The 19,100-nt window shown below is 36.6% G+C and carries 17 protein-coding genes; all 17 read left to right on the plus strand.

The window, feature by feature from the left end:
* The first annotated feature begins 231 nt into the window (after positions 1-231).
* On the plus strand, positions 232-1,338 hold the full coding sequence (gene fic, locus A3Q33_RS09100) for a protein adenylyltransferase Fic (protein WP_081179672.1): 1,107 nt from the start codon (positions 232-234) through the stop codon (positions 1,336-1,338).
* Positions 1,339-1,372: 34 nt separating this feature from the next.
* Positions 1,373-3,757 carry a type I restriction-modification system subunit M gene (locus A3Q33_RS09105; protein WP_081179673.1) on the plus strand — a complete coding sequence of 795 codons (2,385 nt, stop codon included), beginning with the start codon at positions 1,373-1,375 and terminating at the stop codon, positions 3,755-3,757.
* On the plus strand, positions 3,757-5,112 hold the full coding sequence (locus A3Q33_RS09110) for a restriction endonuclease subunit S (protein WP_081179674.1): 1,356 nt from the start codon (positions 3,757-3,759) through the stop codon (positions 5,110-5,112). The genes A3Q33_RS09105 and A3Q33_RS09110 overlap by 1 nt, the downstream gene beginning before the upstream one ends.
* Complete coding sequence (locus A3Q33_RS09115) at positions 5,102-5,911, plus strand: hypothetical protein (protein WP_081179675.1); 810 nt, start codon at positions 5,102-5,104, stop codon at positions 5,909-5,911. The genes A3Q33_RS09110 and A3Q33_RS09115 overlap by 11 nt, the downstream gene beginning before the upstream one ends.
* Entirely contained in the window at positions 5,908-6,789 is an 882-nt protein-coding gene (locus tag A3Q33_RS09120) for a DUF4145 domain-containing protein (protein ID WP_081179676.1), read from the plus strand. Before A3Q33_RS09115 ends, A3Q33_RS09120 begins: the two co-directional genes overlap by 4 nt.
* 11 nt (positions 6,790-6,800) lie before the next feature.
* Positions 6,801-7,850: a virulence RhuM family protein gene (locus A3Q33_RS09125; RefSeq protein ID WP_081179677.1), complete on the plus strand. Its 1,050-nt coding sequence runs from the start codon at positions 6,801-6,803 to the stop codon at positions 7,848-7,850.
* 83 nt (positions 7,851-7,933) lie between these two features.
* Positions 7,934-8,467, plus strand: coding sequence for a hypothetical protein (locus A3Q33_RS09130; RefSeq protein ID WP_081179678.1), 534 nt, complete (start codon positions 7,934-7,936; stop codon positions 8,465-8,467).
* Complete coding sequence (locus A3Q33_RS09135; protein WP_081179679.1) at positions 8,458-9,699, plus strand: hypothetical protein; 1,242 nt, start codon at positions 8,458-8,460, stop codon at positions 9,697-9,699. The genes A3Q33_RS09130 and A3Q33_RS09135 overlap by 10 nt, the downstream gene beginning before the upstream one ends.
* Positions 9,696-10,058 carry a hypothetical protein gene (locus A3Q33_RS09140; protein ID WP_081179680.1) on the plus strand — a complete coding sequence of 121 codons (363 nt, stop codon included), beginning with the start codon at positions 9,696-9,698 and terminating at the stop codon, positions 10,056-10,058. Before A3Q33_RS09135 ends, A3Q33_RS09140 begins: the two co-directional genes overlap by 4 nt.
* Positions 10,059-10,099: 41 nt before the next feature.
* A complete protein-coding gene (locus A3Q33_RS09145) occupies positions 10,100-11,815 on the plus strand; it encodes a DUF262 domain-containing protein (RefSeq protein WP_081179681.1) in 1,716 nt (571 codons plus the stop codon).
* Positions 11,808-15,125, plus strand: coding sequence for a type I restriction endonuclease subunit R (locus tag A3Q33_RS09150; RefSeq protein WP_081179682.1), 3,318 nt, complete (start codon positions 11,808-11,810; stop codon positions 15,123-15,125). Before A3Q33_RS09145 ends, A3Q33_RS09150 begins: the two co-directional genes overlap by 8 nt.
* Positions 15,126-15,188: 63 nt before the next feature.
* Positions 15,189-15,593, plus strand: coding sequence for a hypothetical protein (locus A3Q33_RS09155; RefSeq protein ID WP_081179683.1), 405 nt, complete (start codon positions 15,189-15,191; stop codon positions 15,591-15,593).
* 20 nt (positions 15,594-15,613) lie between these two features.
* Positions 15,614-16,477 (plus strand): phosphoribosyltransferase-like protein, encoded by an 864-nt coding sequence (locus A3Q33_RS09160; RefSeq protein ID WP_081179684.1) that lies wholly within the window; start codon positions 15,614-15,616, stop codon positions 16,475-16,477.
* 1 nt (position 16,478) lies between these two features.
* A complete protein-coding gene (locus tag A3Q33_RS09165) occupies positions 16,479-16,754 on the plus strand; it encodes a hypothetical protein (protein WP_081179685.1) in 276 nt (91 codons plus the stop codon).
* 206 nt (positions 16,755-16,960) lie between these two features.
* Positions 16,961-17,893, plus strand: a complete 933-nt coding sequence (locus tag A3Q33_RS09170) for a reverse transcriptase family protein (RefSeq protein WP_081179686.1) — start codon at positions 16,961-16,963, stop codon at positions 17,891-17,893.
* Positions 17,894-18,616: 723 nt separating this feature from the next.
* Positions 18,617-18,907, plus strand: a complete 291-nt coding sequence (locus A3Q33_RS09175; protein WP_081179687.1) for a helix-turn-helix domain-containing protein — start codon at positions 18,617-18,619, stop codon at positions 18,905-18,907.
* A gap of 3 nt (positions 18,908-18,910) precedes the next feature.
* The gene (locus A3Q33_RS09180; RefSeq protein ID WP_081179688.1) at positions 18,911-19,099 is read left to right on the plus strand and encodes a hypothetical protein; all 189 of its coding nucleotides are present in this window, start codon (positions 18,911-18,913) and stop codon (positions 19,097-19,099) included.
* Position 19,100: the final 1 nt, after the last annotated feature.

The raw sequence follows: 19,100 nt of genomic DNA on the forward strand, positions 1-19,100 counted from the left end.
TAGCTTGGTTAAGTTTGGATGTTCCATTAGTATTTTTAGGCTTTCTATTAACTAGCCTTTACGACTAAAGTGACTTAATTAAGAAAAACGAAACGAATTTAGCTATGTTGATGTAATAAACATGAAATCAAAACGTGTCGATATAAGTTGATTTATTCGACATATAACCTTTACGTGTCGATCCTATCAACATATACTATTTTCATGTCGAAACAGTAAGGATGTATAAACATGTCATGGCAAGCTGAAGTTCCGTTTAACAATATGCCATTGTTACCACCAGCCAGAGATAATGTTGAATCTATTAATATTCTTAAAGCGTGTATTCCTGCTCGTGCTGCACTTGCAGAGTTAAAACAAGCTGGCGAGTTATTGCCAAACCAAAGCTTATTAATAAACTTACTGCCATTGTTAGAAGCTAAAGACAGCTCTGAAATAGAGAACATATTCACTACAACAGATAAGCTCTTTCAGTTCTCACAAGAAGATAATTTAGCTGACCCTGCTACAAAAGAAGCGTTAAGTTATAGAACTGCGCTTTATGAAGGTTATATAAACCTAAAAAAACGTCCTCTGTGCACCAATACCGCCATTGAAATTTGTTGTACGCTAAAAGCTGCAGCTATGGATATTCGCAAAGTTCCAGGCACTGTAAATAGTAATCAAAATACCCAAGAAATTGTTTATACCCCACCAATCGGTGAAACAGCTATACGAGACTTATTAACCAATTGGGAAAACTTTCTTCATGCAGAAGATGATATAGACCCATTAGTTAAAATGGCTGTTAGCCACTATCAATTTGAAGCTATTCATCCGTTTCACGACGGTAATGGTAGAACAGGGCGAATAATCAATATTCTTTACTTGTTAGAGCAAGAGTTGCTAACCCTGCCTATTTTGTACTTAAGCCGGTATATCGTGCAGCATAAAGCTGACTATTACCGCTTACTCACCAGTGTTACATCGGATGCTAATTGGGAAGAGTGGATTATTTTTATTCTTAATGGCGTAACAGAGATGGCGCGTTGGACAACCAAAAAAATAGCGGCTATTCGCACACTGATTGAAGATACAAGTAAGTATATTCAAGAGAAGCTGCCCAAAATATACAGTTATGAATTGGTACAGGTTATTTTTGAACAGCCTTACTGTCGTATTAATAACTTAGTTGATCGCGACATTGCTAAACGACAAACTGCCTCTGTGTACTTAAAGCAGTTAGCGGAAATAGGCGTGCTAGAAGAAATGCAGCTTGGCAAAGAAAAGCTATTTTTTCATCCTAAATTAATGCGCTTAATGTCCCAAGACGATAATAACTTTCAGCCTTACGCTTAAAAGCTAGATAACGAATTTAATAAAGAGATATTTAATGAACCAAACTCCTAACAATCTAGCGACTTTTTGCTGGTCTATTGCTGACCTACTTCGTGGCGATTTCAAGCAATCTCAGTATGGCCGTATTATTTTGCCCTTTACGTTATTACGCCGTCTTGAAGGTGTATTAGAAGCAAGTAAAGAAGCCTTGTTGGCTGAGAATGAAAAAATTCAAAAAATGAATTTGCCAGAAGAAGCGCAAGAACAATTACTGTTAAGAGCAACAGGAGGTTTGAGCTTTTTCAATACTTCAAAAATGGACATGTCGAAGCTTGGTGAAGCCGATATTAAAGCTAATCTTGAAAGTTATATTCAAGCTTTTTCAAAAGACGCTCGCGAAATTTTTGAATATTTCAACTTTGCTGAATTTATTGCCCAACTTAATGACGCAGATTTACTCTGGAAGGTTGTACAAAAAGTTCGTTCTACAGATCTAAGCCCAAAGGCTATTTCAAACCACGACATGGGTTTAACCTTTGAAGAGTTAATACGCCGTTTTGCAGAAGGCTCTAATGAAACAGCCGGCGAACACTTTACTCCTCGCGATATCGTACGTTTAACCACTTCATTAGTATTTATGGAAGATGATGACGCCTTAACTAAACCTGGCATTATCCGCACCATTTATGATCCAACCGCAGGTACCGGCGGCTTTCTATCATCTGGTATGGAATACGTGCATGAATTGAACCCGCAAGCGGTTATGCGTGCTTATGGCCAAGAGCTTAACCCAGAAAGTTACGCTATTTGTAAAGCCGATATGCTGATTAAAGGCCAAGATGTTACCAATATAAAGCTCGGTAATACTTTATCGAATGATCAGTTGTATGCTGACAAGTTTGATTACATGTTATCTAACCCACCTTTTGGCGTTGATTGGAAAAAAATAGAAACAACCATTAAAGATGAAAATACGCTAAAAGGCTTTGATGGTCGCTTTGGTGCAGGCTTACCCAGAGTGTCTGACGGTTCACTATTATTTTTAATGCATCTTCTAAGTAAACTAAGAGATAGTAGTGATGGCGGCGGACGGATTGGTATTATTCTTAATGGCTCCCCGTTGTTTACTGGTGGCGCAGGCTCAGGTGAATCTGAAATCCGTCGCTATATCCTTGAAGCTGATTTACTCGAAACTATAGTCGCACTACCTACCGATATGTTTTACAACACAGGTATCGCTACATATGTGTGGGTATTAAGTAATAAAAAATCAGCTGAACGTAAAGGCAAAGTACAGCTGATTAACGGTGTAAACCTTTGTGGAAAAATGCGTAAATCGTTAGGCTCTAAACGTAATGAAATGAGTGCCGATGACATTGCTACTATCACACGCAGCTTTGGTGCTTTTGAGGTGGTTGATGCCATTACCCTTGATGAATTAGGGCTAAATAAGCCGGCGGAAGTCAAAAGCAATCGTGGCCGTCAATCAGCCAATCCAAAAACCGAAGCCCCTAAAACCTTCGCGAGTAAAATATTCGACACACACGAATTTGGTTATCGACGCATCACTATCGAACGCCCATTACGTGAAAGCTTCCAATTTAGTGACGAACGTTTAGCCGAGTTACGCTTTGCCGCTAAACCTTTATACGCGCCAATGAAATGGCTTTATGAAACGTATGGCAATGCTTGGTCTGATAGCGAAGCTTGTTCGCAAGCGCCTGCGGCTGATAAAAGTAAAGAGTACGGAGTATTAACTGAGCATGAAACAGATATTCGTAAACACTTAAAAGCACATTTCAGTGATGTAAAAGAAGCGAAAATAAAAGAATTATTAGACCAAAAACTATGGAACTCGCAGCTACTTGTTTTATTAACTGCGCGCCAATTACAAGTGCAAATAGGCACAAAACAGTGTGACGACATGAATACCTTTGACGCTGTACTAAGCAAAGCATGTAAAAATGAGTCTATTAAATTAGACCCAAAAGCGAAAAAACAAATTACTATGGCAGTAAGTTGGAAAAATCCTGAAGCAGAAAAAGTGGTTAAAAAAGTTCACAGCAATGCTGCCGCCAGCCCTTTTTATGGTTTATTTGCAGAAAGTGGCGGCGCAGGCAATGGGAAAAAAGTTGTTGAATACAAAGCCGATGGTGATTTGCGTGACAACGAAAACGTAGCGCTTGACCAATTACAATCGGTTAACGACCTCAACGAAGCCTACTTCACCAAAGAAGTACAACCCCATGTGCCTGATGCTTGGATAGATGCCAATAAAAAAGACGAGAAAGATCAAGAGATAGGCATTGTTGGTTATGAAATTCCTTTTAATCGTCACTTTTATCAATACCAGCCTCCGCGTGACTTAATCGCTATTGATTCTGATTTAGATGCGGTTTCAGCTGAAATTATGAATTTGCTGCAAGAGGTGCATTCGTAATGCTAGGGAAGTACCAGGCATACTCTGAATACCAAAACTCTGGCGTTAGATGGTTTGGTTTAGTTCCTAATGAGTGGATATCATCCCGACTTAAGTTTGAATCTTCCATAAATATGGGACAATCACCTAATTCTGTTGATTGTAATCAAGACGGATTAGGTTTGCCCTTTTTACAAGGTAATGCGGAATTTGGTATTAAGTCCCCAACTCCTAAACAGTATTGTGATGTTTCTAGAAAGGTAGCTCAAAAAGGTAATTTACTATTCTCTGTTCGTGCCCCTGTTGGTGCGTTAAACCTTGCTGATCAAACATATGGAATTGGTCGGGGTTTATGCGCTATTTCAAATAATGAAAGTCTAACTCCAGACTTTTTATGGTGGCTTATTCCTGTAGTTCGATCGGAATTAGATTCTGTTTCTACAGGTAGTACATTTGAAGCAGTAAGCGCTGAGCAAGTCGAAAATGTTGTAATTTATAAGCCTTCTATCTTTGAGCAAGAAAAAATAGCCAGCTTCCTCAACCACGAAACAGCCAAAATAGACACCCTGATTGAAAAACAACAACAGCTAATTAAATTGCTAAAAGAAAAACGACAGGCTGTGATCAGCCATGCCGTCACTAAAGGAATCAACCCTAAAGCCCCCATTCGGGACTCAGGTGTTGAGTGGTTAGGAGGGGTGCCAGAGCATTGGAAAGTGTGTCGTATAAAACAAATAGCTAAATTAGCGAGTGGGCATACTCCAGATAAAAAGAAAGAAGAATATTGGGTTAACTGTGAAATACCATGGGTATCTCTAAATGATTCGACACAGCTTAAGCAAGTTGATTACATTACCGATACATCTTTCTATTTAAATGAAAAAGGTCTTGAAAACTCCTCAGCTAAAAAGCTACCTAAACGATGTGTTGTATTTACGAGAGATGCGAGCATAGGTTTAGCCGCAATTACCACGAGAATTATGGCTGTTTCCCAACATGTGATAGCTTGGGTTTGTAATGAGAGTGAGACATATCCTGAATACTTATTATTAGTATTTTATGCAATGAAAGATGAATTAGATAGGTATACCGCTGGCGCGACACTGAAAACTATTGGAATGCCTGATGTAAATAAGTTGACTGGAGCATTCCCTCAAATAGAAGAGCAAAAAGAAATTGCAGAATATACATTTAAGCAAATGAATAAATTTGATCTTTTAATTTCAAAATCAGAAAAAGCTATAGAACTTATCAAAGAGCGACGCACAGCTCTAATCTCTGCAGCCGTCACGGGAAAAATTGACGTTAGGCACTTTGTCTCAAAGAAAGGGCAAAGACTTAAATCATCAAGTCAAGGATCTATCAATGTCAGATAATCCGGTGCAAGCATCAATAGTCACGCCTATTCCAGCCGCTGCTGTTGAGCCCCCTAAGCAATTAACGCTAACTCAGCGTATTGACGCTGATGAAGGCTTAAAGGCTAAACGTAAATTACTTACCGTGGTTTCCCTTATCTTATTAGCAATTACTTTTTCAGGCGCAAAGGTAGTTGATGCGAACACCTTTATCATGAAGATTAGCTTCACTAATCAAAGCGGCATTGCTTACTTACTGCTTTTATCTATAGCTTTTCTCATGATCCGTTACTACAACTACGCCCGCCCATATCATGATGAATTATATAAAACATGGACGGAACGAATGCTCAATGATCGATATTTTTATTTGTATCATGATGAAGCAAACGAAAGTGAGGGGTTAATTACAAAGTTGTATCCTGAAAATTTAATAAAAGATATTGATCAACAAGATTGCCGTGGAATAAAGACAAAATATCGTTGCTCTGCTTTCTTTGGCAGAAACCTTGAATACACTTGGTTTAGTGGTGATGGCCCAGGTTATGAAAGTTGGGCAACAGTTAATTTAATGCGCATTAAAAGTGACGAGATTAAGAAAAAAGATAAACAAGAAGATAAAAAGGTTACCAAAAACAGAGTCAACCTCAAACCATATTTTAAGGTTTTATCTTATGAACTTCGCTATCGTGCCGCAAGGTTTTTCACGCACCGTGAAAACTTAGATATTATATCGCCATATTTTTTAGGCTGCTTTTCAATATTAAGTTTTATTTTCAATAAAGAGATTATAGAAATTTTAAAAGGATTTAGTTCGTGAACACTGACAAATGGAAATCAATTTTAGGCTTCGTCGCTTTAGATAAATACCCTAATTTACCCTGCCCTTATTGCCATCAAGAAACGTTAAATATAGATGAAAGTAGTCTAGTTAGTCGTGAAGTATCTGAAAAATACAAGCAAATGGCCTCACGCCACTTTAACTTAGAGAATGATAAGCAAAAAGTAAAAGGCATAGCACAAGAGAAGCTCATTGGGAAAATGCTGGAAAGTAACTCCCTATTAGGTGTGTGTGGTGCTATTGGTTACGCAATATATCAAGTGGCAAAACCAAGTTATCACTTTTGTAAGTTTACAGCCTTCATGGCTTGTGCCAGCTGTAATGACAATGTTGCAGTAACAGGCTTGTCTCAAGAGCATACAAAGAAAACCACTAATGAAACACAATTACCTGCGCTGTATAAAGTAGAGCAGTTTTCAATACCTGTGCCCATGTTTGAGATTAGCCTTGAAGTTCCAGTATCAATACAGTTTGAACTCTTGGGAGCGTTTAGTTATTTTCATATTGATACCAATCTATCTGCCAGTAAATTAAGACGAGGAATAGAAAAATACTGTAGTGAATTAGGTATGAAGCCGAATACTCTTGCTCGGCAAATAAAAGAACTGGAAACAAAATACCCAATAGAAGCTAATTTTTTAAACACATTACGTTTAGTGGGTAACGAAGGTACACATTCTGATGGAGTAGATGAAGATGATTTACTGCAAGCATTTAATATTGTTGAAGAGATACTCGCTATATTTCCTCGTTTAGCTAAATTAGAACGTTTAAAAGAACCACAGGCACACTTAGAGGAAAAGTTTGATAAGAAGAAAGCCCGAACTGAAACCAAAACATTAGAGCATGAGAAATAACGGAGCCCGCTATGACTGATAATTTAATACCCGAAGCACCTAACGGTGAGTTTATATTATTTAATAGTGCAGATGGCGGCACTAAGGTTGAATGTCGTTTCGAGTCTGACAGTTTATGGCTTACACAAGCATTGATTGCAGAGCTATATCAAAAGGGTGTGCCTACTATTAATGAGCATTTATCTAATATTTATAGTGATGGAGAAATTGAACAAAACGCAACCATTCGGAAATTCCGAATAGTTCGCCAAGAAGGATCTAGGCAAGTAACAAGAGAGATTGAGCACTACAGTTTAGAAGCTATTTTGGCTGTAGGATATCGCGTTAGATCAAAAGAAGGTGTGCAATTTAGGCAATGGGCGACCAAAACCTTACAAGAGTATTTAGTCAAAGGTTTTGTGATGGATGACGAGCGTTTAAAGCAGCCAGAATCTAGTCCATATTTTGAAGAATTACTTAATCGTATTCGCGATATTAGGTCATCAGAAAAGCTTTTTTGGCGCAAAGTATGCGACATTTATGCAACAAGTATTGACTACAACGGCAAAACCCAGCAAAGCGTGAACTTTTTTGCTCAAGTACAAAATAAAATGCATTGGGCCGCACATGGCCACACAGCAGCAGAAATAGCTTACCAGCGTATTGATGCCGATAAACCGCACTTAGGTTTAACAAACTATGCAGGTAAAGATAAAGGCAGAGAGCCGACCCGTAAAGAGGCGATAATAGGTAAAAACTTCTTATCGGAGGTAGAGCTTGAAACATTAAATCGTTTAGTAACGTCTTATCTTGAGTTTGCTGAGCTGCAGGCGCGTAATGGCAAGTTAATGAAGATGGCTGATTGGGCAAGTAAGTTAAATGATTTTCTTAAATTAAGCGATTTTGATGTATTGACCCATGCAGGTAAAATATCGGCAGAGCAGGTAAAACAAAAAGCTAAGCAAGAATACGATAAGTTTCGACGAGTCATTGACTTAAAGCCAACTCAAGTTGATAAAGACTTAGCTGATGCTGTGAAAAGCTTAACGGATACAAAAAAGTCAAATCCTGAGCTAAAATGAGCCAATAAAGATAAGGCTAAATATGTGATATCGTAAAGACTATATAACTTTAAAATTCACTGAAATAATTGATGGAGCAAGGAATGTTCAAAAATTTAATTATCTTAATATTTTTCTCGTTTTGTTGTCTTGGAAAAGAGCCGGTTAATGCTATCGCTTTGACTGATGAAAAAATTATTCTTAACGTGCCTACGCCGCTTATAGGAGTGACGGCTGTTGATGACTTCTCTTCTGCAATTGAAGAGCCGAATGCCAGTGCTGGCGGTGCAATGGAGATGCAACGATATTTTACCGTTACCGTATTGGCTAAACTAAAAAATTGCCAAGCGAACACTCGAACGGTATTTCAAACATGGTATACGGGCCATGGCCTTATACCATCTCAAGAAAAAATTGATGAATATTCTATGGTCATTAGAATTTGGGACAAAGACAAAAACGGTATTTTTGAAGCTAAATATGAGTTGAATCAAGCTGAATCTTATGTACGGTCCTCCTTAGATTATTATCAGAAAAGTGGTAAAAAACTACCAATAGAAACTATTACGGAGATGATTGAACATTATCAGTTATCACTGTTGTGGCAGACGTTATCGGAGGCGATGTCATGCGATTAGCCTTTTTTATTTTCTTTACTCTCACTTTATTAAGTTCGTATACATTACAAGCGAAAGAGTGGCGTTTAGCAGTGTGCTACGGTAAAAACGCGACTGAAATTGATAAAAAGTACCGTAAAGTGATTAGTGATACGGCAGCAAGAGTTTTTGCAACAGTTGACGATGATGCTGAACTCGCATTTATGGCGAGAGGGTGTGAAAAAGAGCCGAACTTAGCCTGTTATGCAGATAGCAGTGCTATATATTGTCGAGAAGAGCCATTAGCACTTATTACTAGAGTGTCTGCGTGGCTAGCCGCTGAAGCTGCATTTATGTATTTATCTAATGATAAAAAAGTAACTGTATTAAGTGAGGTACCCAAATTGAGTTGGGTAGATGCACTGTTGTTGGCTGATGCTGAAAAATACGATGATGATAAGGTATTTACCCACAGGGAAGAGTCTATTATCGCTCGTAGAGATTTAAGTGCAGATGATTTAAATTCAATTTACTCCTTAGTTGTTGATATATATTCACACGTAAATAATGCTATTAAGCCAGACGCAAAAAACATTATATTATCAACGGCTATAGATATTTATAATGAAATAAATGATTATGCATTTTCATTTATATTAGGGCATGAAGGCTATCATTTTAATGGTAATATTTGTCCGGTAATGAGTAAGTCTGTTATTGAAACTAAAAACGTATGGGCTGAAATATACAAATTACAACTAAAACCAGGCTTATTCGATAGTAAGGTAACGTTAGATAAGCATGAGTTAAATGCTGATTTATGTGGCTTTAAATGGTTGGGGATGCAGGACGGAAATTCAGGAAAGGCAAATGAATATGTTTTGTCAGCGTTAATTAAGAGAGTCGCAATTGATTTGTTAGCTGCGCCAATATTGACGGGGTCATTGAATGATTTTGATGTTAATGAATTAGGCGATGATGCTCCTAAAGTCAAATTAGTAGACGGTTATCTTTATCCACAATCTAGACTTTTATTGGCTTCTGCAACATTGAATTTGCCTGAAAAAAAATATCCGGCTGTAGTTAAAATATGTAATGACACAGCGAAAGCGATCGTTACTATGATTCAGCATTCGGTTCAAAACTATCCTAAAACAACCGGTGATATTCCAGACTCAGTTTTGACACAACTGCCCATAGGTGTAGAAAAGGCTTGGAATGGCGGCGAGTGGACTGATGAAAGTTATTTGTGCAATGTTGGAGGTGAGGAATGAGTGTTTTAGGATTCTCAGCGAGTGATCTTATCAATATTTTACAGCTTGGAATATCTGGTGTTGCATTTGTTTTTTTAGCGATGAGCTACACCTTGTTACGCAAAGAGCAAGAAAGAGAACAAGAACCAAGAGATAAGATGTTAAGTTCAATTCGGCAGTTTTCAATATTGAGCTTTGCGTTTGCAATACTTGTTGCGGGTATTGGTGTTTATGACAATAAAACTCAAGCATCCGATTCAATAACTGTTTCATGTCAAAACGCCTTAGATAGAGCTGAAGTATTATCAGCGACTAAAAGTGACTATAATTTAGATACTCTTCATGAGTTATTAACAAATACTATATCGAGCTGTAAGTAATTAATGTTAGTTATTAAGCTGTAATAGATAAAAGGATTTACATGACCAAAAAAACTTTAGAAGCACACGAATATTCATTAAAAGGTGTTTTTTGTGATGATTACTCCTTTGAGATACCAGGATACCAGCGTCCGTATTCATGGGAAGTTGAGCAAGCGGAAACATTAGTTGATGACTTATTACAATTTTTGGCTGAACAACCGAAAAATATTAAAGAGGCCTCTCCATATTTTTTAGGTAGTATTGTACTGATTAAGCCTGATGGCGCTTTGTCACAAGTGGTTGATGGGCAGCAGCGCTTAACTACCTTAACTATTTTATTGTCAGTAATTCGTAGCTTAGTTTCATCTAAATATAGCGCCGGCTTGGAGAACGCTATATTTCAAAAAGGTGACCCAATACTGCTCACAGAAGACAAACCTCGTTTAAAAACAAGACCAAAAGATCAACAGTTTTTTTTAAAATACTTACAAGAAGCTGGTGGATTAGCAGACTTATTTGCAACAAACATTACTATGAATGATAGCCAAAAAAATATGCGTAAAAATGCTATGGCGATGCATTCACAATTAAAAGGCCTTGAAGAAGAAGCTTTAATTAGATTAACTCAATTTTTAATGCTTGGATGCTTTGTTGTATTGGTTACTACTCCTGACGTGGATTCCGCTTATCGCATTTTCTCAGTGATGAACGATAGAGGTTTAGATTTAAGTGCAACAGATATTCTAAAATCTTTAATCACCGGAGCTATTCCTGAAAGTAATGATAAACAAAGTTTTTATACCAATAAATGGGAAGACTTAGAAGAGAATATAGGTCGCGATAGGTTTAACGCATTATTTTCTCACATAAGGATGATTGAGCTACGTGCAAAATCTCGTTCCAATATGGTTTCTGATTTCAAAGCACATATAAAGCCAGAGCAGGATTCTATAAGCTTTATTGATAATAAGTTAGCGCCATATACACAAATTTATAGTGAAATTTTAGATCAAAACTTTAGTAGTCACAGTTTTGAAGCAGAGATTAATCGCAGCCTATTTTGGTTAAGGCGCATAGACAATAGCGATTGGGTCCCTGCAGCGATTTACTATATGGCTAAATATCGAAGTGAGCCAGAACGATTGGCTATCTTTTTAGATAGTTTGGAAAAATTAACCTCAGTGTTGATGATAAATCGCATTAGCATTAACTACCGTATCGCACGTTATACTGATATTTTGAATGCTATTGACAGTGATAACGAGTTTAGCGCTGATTCTAAACTCTTTTTAACCGTCGATGAAAAGCAAGACGCGATAAAACAGTTGAGTGGTCCAATTTATAAGTTGAGCAAAATTAGAGTTATGGTGCTTTTAAGGCTTGACTCCGAACTAAGCGATAATATGGCTCAGTACAATCATTCCAAGATAACTGTTGAACATGTTATGCCACAAAATCCAACTATGGATAGCTTATGGAAGCAGTGGTGTCCAAGTGATGAGGAGCATCAAGAGCTTGTTCATTGTTTAGGTAATTTGGCCTTACTTTCAAGAAATAAGAATAGTGCGGCTAGTAACTATGAATTTGATAAGAAAAAAACGGCCTATTTTAATCCAGTAAATGGTCATACTTCGTTTGTTCTGACTAATCAAATAATTAAGGAACTTGATTGGAAGCCTAAACTGATTAGGGAGAGGCAATCAATGTTGGTAGAAAAGCTGATATTGGCTTGGGACCTGAGAAGTGAAAGTTTACAGGACGTGGTTAATGGATAAGGGTAACGAGCATACATTCCAAAACGATATGATTCGCCAGCTAGTATCCAATGGCTGGTTGCTTGGAAAACCCGAAAACTATAACCGCGAGCTGGCGCTTTACGAAGAAGATGTATTGGGTTTTGTAAAAGATACTCAGGACGCTCAGTGGCAAAAGTTTTGTGCACTTTATCCTGCTAAGCCTGGTAATAAAAAATATCCAGAGCAAAAATTTTTAGAACGGGTGGCCTCGCAATTAAATAAGGCTGATCCTAATGCTGCTAATAAAGAAATGCGTACTTTTGGTACCTTAGGTATTTTACGGCACGAAATTCGTGACCGTGGTACGCGTTTTAGTTTATGTCAGTTTAAACCAGAGCATGACTTAAACCCTGACACTTTGGCTAACTATCAAAAGAATCGTTTACGTGTAGTGCCTGAGTTGGTTTATTCCCCTTGGGCAACTGACGAGCATGAAGCTGAAAACGGTGTAAAAGCGAAAAAATGGCGCATTGATTTAGTATTATTTGTAAACGGTATACCTGTAGTTACACTAGAGCTGAAATCAGAATTTAAACAAGCTGTACAAAATGCGATTAAGCAATACAAAACTACTCGGTTTGCGATAGATCCGGTTACTAAAAAGTCAGAGCCTTTATTAACTTTTAAACGTGGTGCTTTAGTGCATTTTGCTGTTAGCCAATATGAAGTATATATGGCTACGCGTTTAGAGGGTGATGATACTTTTTTCCTGCCATTTAATAAGGGTACTAGTGAAGGCGCTGCTGGTAACGATGTACCAGAAAACATCAATCAATATGCGACTGACTATTTATGGAACGAAGTATTACTACCAGATAATTTATTAAATATTCTTGCTCGTTTTGTACATCTAGAAATTGAAGAGAAAGAAGACTGGGAAGGGCGAAAATATAAGAAAGAAACACTGATTTTTCCTCGCTACCATCAATGGGATGTTGTCAGTAAGTTAGTTAATGCTGCTCGCAATGAAGGCCCTGGACAAAAGTACTTAATTCAACACAGTGCAGGCTCAGGGAAATCTAATTCTATTGCTTGGTCGGCTCATCAATTATCGGCTATTCATACCGCTGAAGGTAACAAGCTATTTGACTCTATAATAGTTGTTACCGATAGAACAGTACTTGATGATCAGTTGCAAGAAACCATCTCACAATTTACGTCTGTTGAAGGCATGGTAGGTAGAATAAATCGCAATGAAGGTGATGGCTCTAAATCAGAAAAGCTTGCCGGCGCTCTAGAAAGTTCACAGCCGATAATTGTAGTAACTATTCAGACCTTTCCTTTTGTTCTAAAAGCCATTGAGAACAGCGTTAGCTTAAAAGAACGTAATTATGTGGTAATTGCTGATGAAGCCCACAGTTCACAAACAGGCAGTACGGCTCGTCAGTTAAAAGAAGTATTGATGATTGATGGCTCTTTGGGAGAGTTGGAAGGTGATGAAGAGCTCACCACCGAAGATATTTTAGATGCCACAGTCGCTTCACGCCGTGCTTCAAAAAACTTAAGCTATTTAGCGTTTACCGCAACGCCTAAGCCCAAAACACTAGAATTATTTGGCCGTTTACCTAAACCTGATGAAGCCCCCTCAAAGAGCAATAAGCCGGAAGCCTATCATGTTTATAGTATGCGCCAAGCGATTGAAGAGGGCTTTATTCTCGATGTGTTAAAAAACTACACTAACTATAAAATCGCTTATAACCTAGCCATGAAAATGGCTGATACTGATTCAGAAGTTGAAAGTAAAAAAGCCAAAGTAAAACTTAATCAATGGGTACGCTTGCATGACTATAATATTAGTCAAAAAGTACAAGTGATTGTTGAGCACTTTAAAAACAACGTGATGGGGCTATTAGGTGGCCAAGCAAAAGCTATGGTAGTGACCAGCTCTCGTAAAGAGGCAGTGCGTTATAAGCAAGGCTTTGATAAATATATTGTTGAAAATGGATATGAAAAAATTCATGCAATGGTCGCGTTTTCTGGTGAAGTAGAATTCACTGATAAAGACCCTGGCTGCGAAGCGCTTGTAGATCTTAAGTTTACTGAAAAGAACATGAACAATAGTCTCAAAGGCCGAGATATGCGTAAGGCCTTTGATAGCAGTGATTACCAAGTGATGATAGTTGCTAATAAATTTCAAACAGGTTTTGATCAGCCAAAACTCTGCGCTATGTATGTTGATAAAAAATTGGGTGGAGTTGACTGTGTACAAACATTATCTCGTTTAAATCGCACTTTCCCTGGTAAAGCTGAAACGGGTACTTATGTCTTAGATTTCGTCAATGAACCTGATGATATTCTTGCTGCATTCCAACCTTATTATAAGACAGCTGAATTAGCCGATGTATCTGATCCTGATTTGATATTCGACCTACAGGATAAGTTAAAAGCTGCAGGTATTTTCCAATGGCAAGAAGTTGAACAGTTCTGTGATGCTTTTTTTGTTAAGAGCAAAAGCAACGCAGCTATAGCTAATATTTGTAAACCCGCTGTTGAACGCTGGCAAAAGCGCTATAAATCTGCAATTGAAGCGTATAAACAAGCGAAAAAAATGTTCGAGCGCACTAAGAAAACTGGTGATACAGTGTTAATAGCGAATGCTGAAAATACCTTTAAAGACTGTAAGCAAGAAAAGGACGCTTTAGACATATTTAAAAAAGATTTGGGTACCTTTGTACGTTTCTATGAGTTTATGTCTCAAATTGTTGATTACGATGACAAGGCGCTAGAAAAACTATGCCTTTATGCCCGTAACCTCAGACCTATGCTACGAGATGTAGCGCCTGAAGAAAACGATATTGATTTAAGTAATGTGGTGATGAGTCATTACCGTTTATCAAAAATTCGCCAGCAAGACATAACACTTAAACAAGACTCACCAGATTACAAATTAGAAACAGGGGATGCTCTAGGAACGGCAAAAGCAAAAGATCCTAAAGCAGAGTTTCTATCGCAAATAATAGCCCGATTAAACGAGTTATTTATCACTGATATGCTGACCGATAAAGACATGGTGAATTATTTATACACCATTAAAGATAAGGTTAGAGAGAATACATCAGTGATGAAACAGATAGACAATAATACAGCTGAACAAGCAATGCTTGGCGACTTCCCTAAAGCGTTAATGGACGCCATTATGGATAGCGGTGAAGCACATGAAAACCAAATGATGCAGTTGTTATCTAACCCGGATAAGGCTAATGGCTTTTCTAGGTTGGTTTTTGATTTGTTGAATGCACCTCAAAATAAAAGTGATGAAACGTTGCATCACAAACTTAAATTAACTTAAATCATTAATATTATGATTTTTAATTATTATTAGGCTCTACTCTAAGAGTGAATAGGAATTGATATGGATTGGAATACAGTATTAACAGCGATAATGGCTGGTGGAATCGTTGGACAATTATTAACGCTTTTTTGGGGGAATAAGTTAACGATTCATCGTGAGTTCAGTCGCTGGATAGAGACCGAAAGACTTAAAGCTTATTCGGAGTTATTGACTATAGTAACTCTCATACCAAAAAGTGGCCCTGAATTAGATATTTGGACATATCAAATAAGGGATGTGTCGCAACGAATTCACCTATTATTTGATGGAGGTGTGGCTCCTCGAGAATTTAAGCGTGCATTAGAATTAATATTTAAGTTTTCTCAAGAAAAGAAGGACGACAAAGCTAGTGAAAATTGGTCCGAAGAATTTAGAGTTGCAGTAAGAGATTTAAGAAAAGAAATGTCATCGAATATTAAGAAATAAACTATTTAATTGGTATTATCATGATTGCAAACCAAAAGTTAGACCGTGAAGCATTTAACGATATCTTTGAATTAATTAAGGAAAGAAGTTGGGTCAATGATCTTCAAGAAGAGTTGATGAATCTATGGGACTTTTGTGAATCAAAAGTACAAAGAGCGCTACTGAAAGAATTAATTTTAGAAATTTATGTTTTAGATAACCAAAACGAGAAGTTGGCATGCCAAGCAATTAATGAACAGTTTGTTGAGTGGGGGCTTAAAGCTGAACGTACACTTATCGTAGGTGTTGCCGATGTTGGAAAGCCAGATGGTTCCTCAGTAGGAATACAACAATTAAAATTAAAAATAAAGCCAACAGATGAGTGGGGTAACAGGTATATCACACATATCCCTGAAGCTGTTGGCAAAGTTAAAAATGGAGATTCGATAATTATCTTTGATGACTTCATAGGAAGTGGCGAAAAAATGATAAAAAAATATCAATGGTTATGTGATGTACTTTCGAGTGACCTCGTTGGTATTGATTACTTATCATTGGACTTTTATTTTGTCGCTTTTTCAGGTATGAAATTTGGTTTGAAAAATTTGAGTGATACTCTAAAAAAACCAATATTTACATACAAATCTTTAGATAAGGGGATCAGTGAAAAAAATAATAAGATGGAAAGTAAGGCTAAAATAGAGGAAATGTTGTTACTTGAAACAAAACTAAATGAAAAATATCAGAATAGATTAATAGGTGATTATTCTCTTGGATATAATAAAAGTGAATCATTATATTATTGGGAAAACTATAGTTGCCCTAACAATGTATTCCCAATTTTTTGGTGGCCAAAATTAAAAGATGATAAAACTCATCATACTCTCTTTGAAAGGGTGGATTAGTGTGGATAATCAAGAAAGAATAGCAATTAAAAATTGCATTAATTTGCTTTTAGATCTCAAGTGGCATTATATTTACGAATTTCATGAAAAATATCGTTTACTACCAGGAACAATTATTAAGGCTGTAAGTTTTTTGGAAAGTAATGGATTAGGAGAGGTTAAGGGAGATAGAGTAAAGCTTTCTTCAAAACTCAGTAATGAAAAAATATTTATTCTTAATCAAATTCAAAAAACAAAAAAGCCTGATTGTTTAATTAATCATAGTCTTAGTGTTTGATTTATGGTAAAAATATTCTGTTGAGGTTTTGCTCTAGCAATATAAGGTGTATTCGCCTTTTTCGATTAGGGGTTGTTTAACCACTAATAGGTCTGATCACTTAAGAACGAATAAAAGACACTATTCGCTCTTAAGTGATGAGAATTATCACTACGTGACAATGTCTCAAAGTGAAAATTTTATAGTAGAGCAGGACCTCAATATTTATGCATTATAACAATGACTTTTCAATTTTCATTCAAAATTTAGGCTTAGAAGCTAGTCATGAGACACGAGCTATTGTCTCTAGTATTATTCATGCATCAGAGAACCACTATAGAAGCTTTAATATTCCAAAGCGTAAAGGTGGGTATCGAAAAATTGATTCGCCTTATCCTACACTGAAGCATCTACATGGCGTGATTTTGGATGTTTTTCAAGACAAGCTTAAATGTCACAAAAATAGCTTTGCATTCATGAAAGGGAATAGCGCTATTGGTCATGCAAAGCATCATCTTGACTGTGAAGAGTTATTAACTGTTGATATAGAAAACTTCTTTCCAAGCATTTCCAGACAAATGATTTTTGAAGTACTGCACTCTGTGGGGATGAAAACGAATGATTCAAATTATATTTCATATATTTGCACATTAAGGAACAGTTTGCCGCAAGGTGCGAGCACAAGCCCTATCTTAAGTAATGCTGTATTTTATCCTATTGACATAATATTAGAGCAGATTGCTTTAAAGTTTGATTTAAAATATTCAAGGTATGCGGATGACCTAGCATTTTCGGGAATAAATATTCCAAGAAACCTTCCCTCCTTGATTGAAAAAATATTAATGAATCGAGGATTTAATTTAAACAAAAGTAAAACTAAATTAAAAATTAAAGGGGCCCGGAAGATAATTACAGGTATCTCAATATCTAGTGGGAAGCTTAAAGTCCCTAGGTCCTTCAAAAGAGATTTAAGGGCTAATGTGTTTGAACTTGAAAAGTTTAAACATAACTTATTCGAAATGAATAATTTTGATCCGTTAATATATGAAAGAACTATCGGGAAACTAAATTATTTACTGCAAGTTGAACCTGAAAGTAAATATGCAAAAATAAAAATAAAGCTCTTATTAGAGTCTTATAAAGATTTTCAACTGAGTTGACAGTATAAATTAGTTTTAATAGTTATCAATTGGTGGGCTATTTGGTGGGCTGTAAATGTGTTTGTTTTATGCTTTCTCTTTAAGTTGTTGATTTTAATTGGTTAAGTGTCTGTGCTCTACATTCAAATACAAAACATAGAATAATGTTTTAGCACGTTCCATTTTTATAAGTAATTCATTGTAAAGTCTCACTTTTGTGGGGCTTTTTGTTTTTAATAACTTTCATTTTTTAGCACGCCTAGTCATCTAATATTTATTCAAACTTGATGTTAATGTCGATTTCATAAACATGTTCGGTCGACGTGTCGAAATTATACGATTATCTATACATGAGTTTATTACATGTATAGATAATTAGATTTTCTATACACAATGATGACAATATTGAACGTCGAAAACGCTCTACGCTATTAATTCTCGATGATCGCATGCAGTAATATTTAGCAAAAATCTCAAGAGAGTTTGAACCACTTTTGTATACTAACGCATATATAACAATGAGTTCAGGCTTCACCTGTTGAGCATATCTTTGCAGCACTATCTATTACTAAAACTACAAGTGGTTTTGCTGTCAGTATGAACTTTAATTCATCACTACTAGTGAATAATGGTTGAATGACTACCAGTAGGAAGTATATTCACTAATAGTAGTGAATATTTCTTGCTAATGTTTAATACACCAATATAATCACTATTAATGGTGAATAATTAGGTGCTATTAGTATGGCTAATCGAGTTAAAGTTTCAGACATGCCTAACTCTGTATATATAGAAGATGCAGATGTACTAGGTAAGCTAGTTAAAGCAAAACGAACAAAGTTGAATATGAAACTGGCAGACTGTGCAGCTCTATGTGGAGTCGGCATAAATACGTTATCGCGTATTGAAAACGGAAATGCTAATTGCACTTTGTCCGCAGTATTTTCGGTCTTACAAGGGTTAGGCATAAAACTAACGACAAGAGAGCTACTCACTCCTGAGTCTAATTCTTTAGCTGATAACGAATGGGTTTAACTGATGAATGATAAATTTACAGCCTACAGCCTACAGGTAAAATTTGCAGATAAAGTTATCGGTAAACTATCACTGAACAAAGAAATAGGTTTGCCCAAACTAGAATACAATAATGATTGGCAACAACGTGGTTTTTGGTCATTACTTTGCCAATATCGACAATACAATTGGCTACTGATTAGTGAAAAATAGT

The organism is Colwellia sp. PAMC 21821, assembly GCF_002077175.1.
Lineage (GTDB): Bacteria > Pseudomonadota > Gammaproteobacteria > Enterobacterales > Alteromonadaceae > Cognaticolwellia.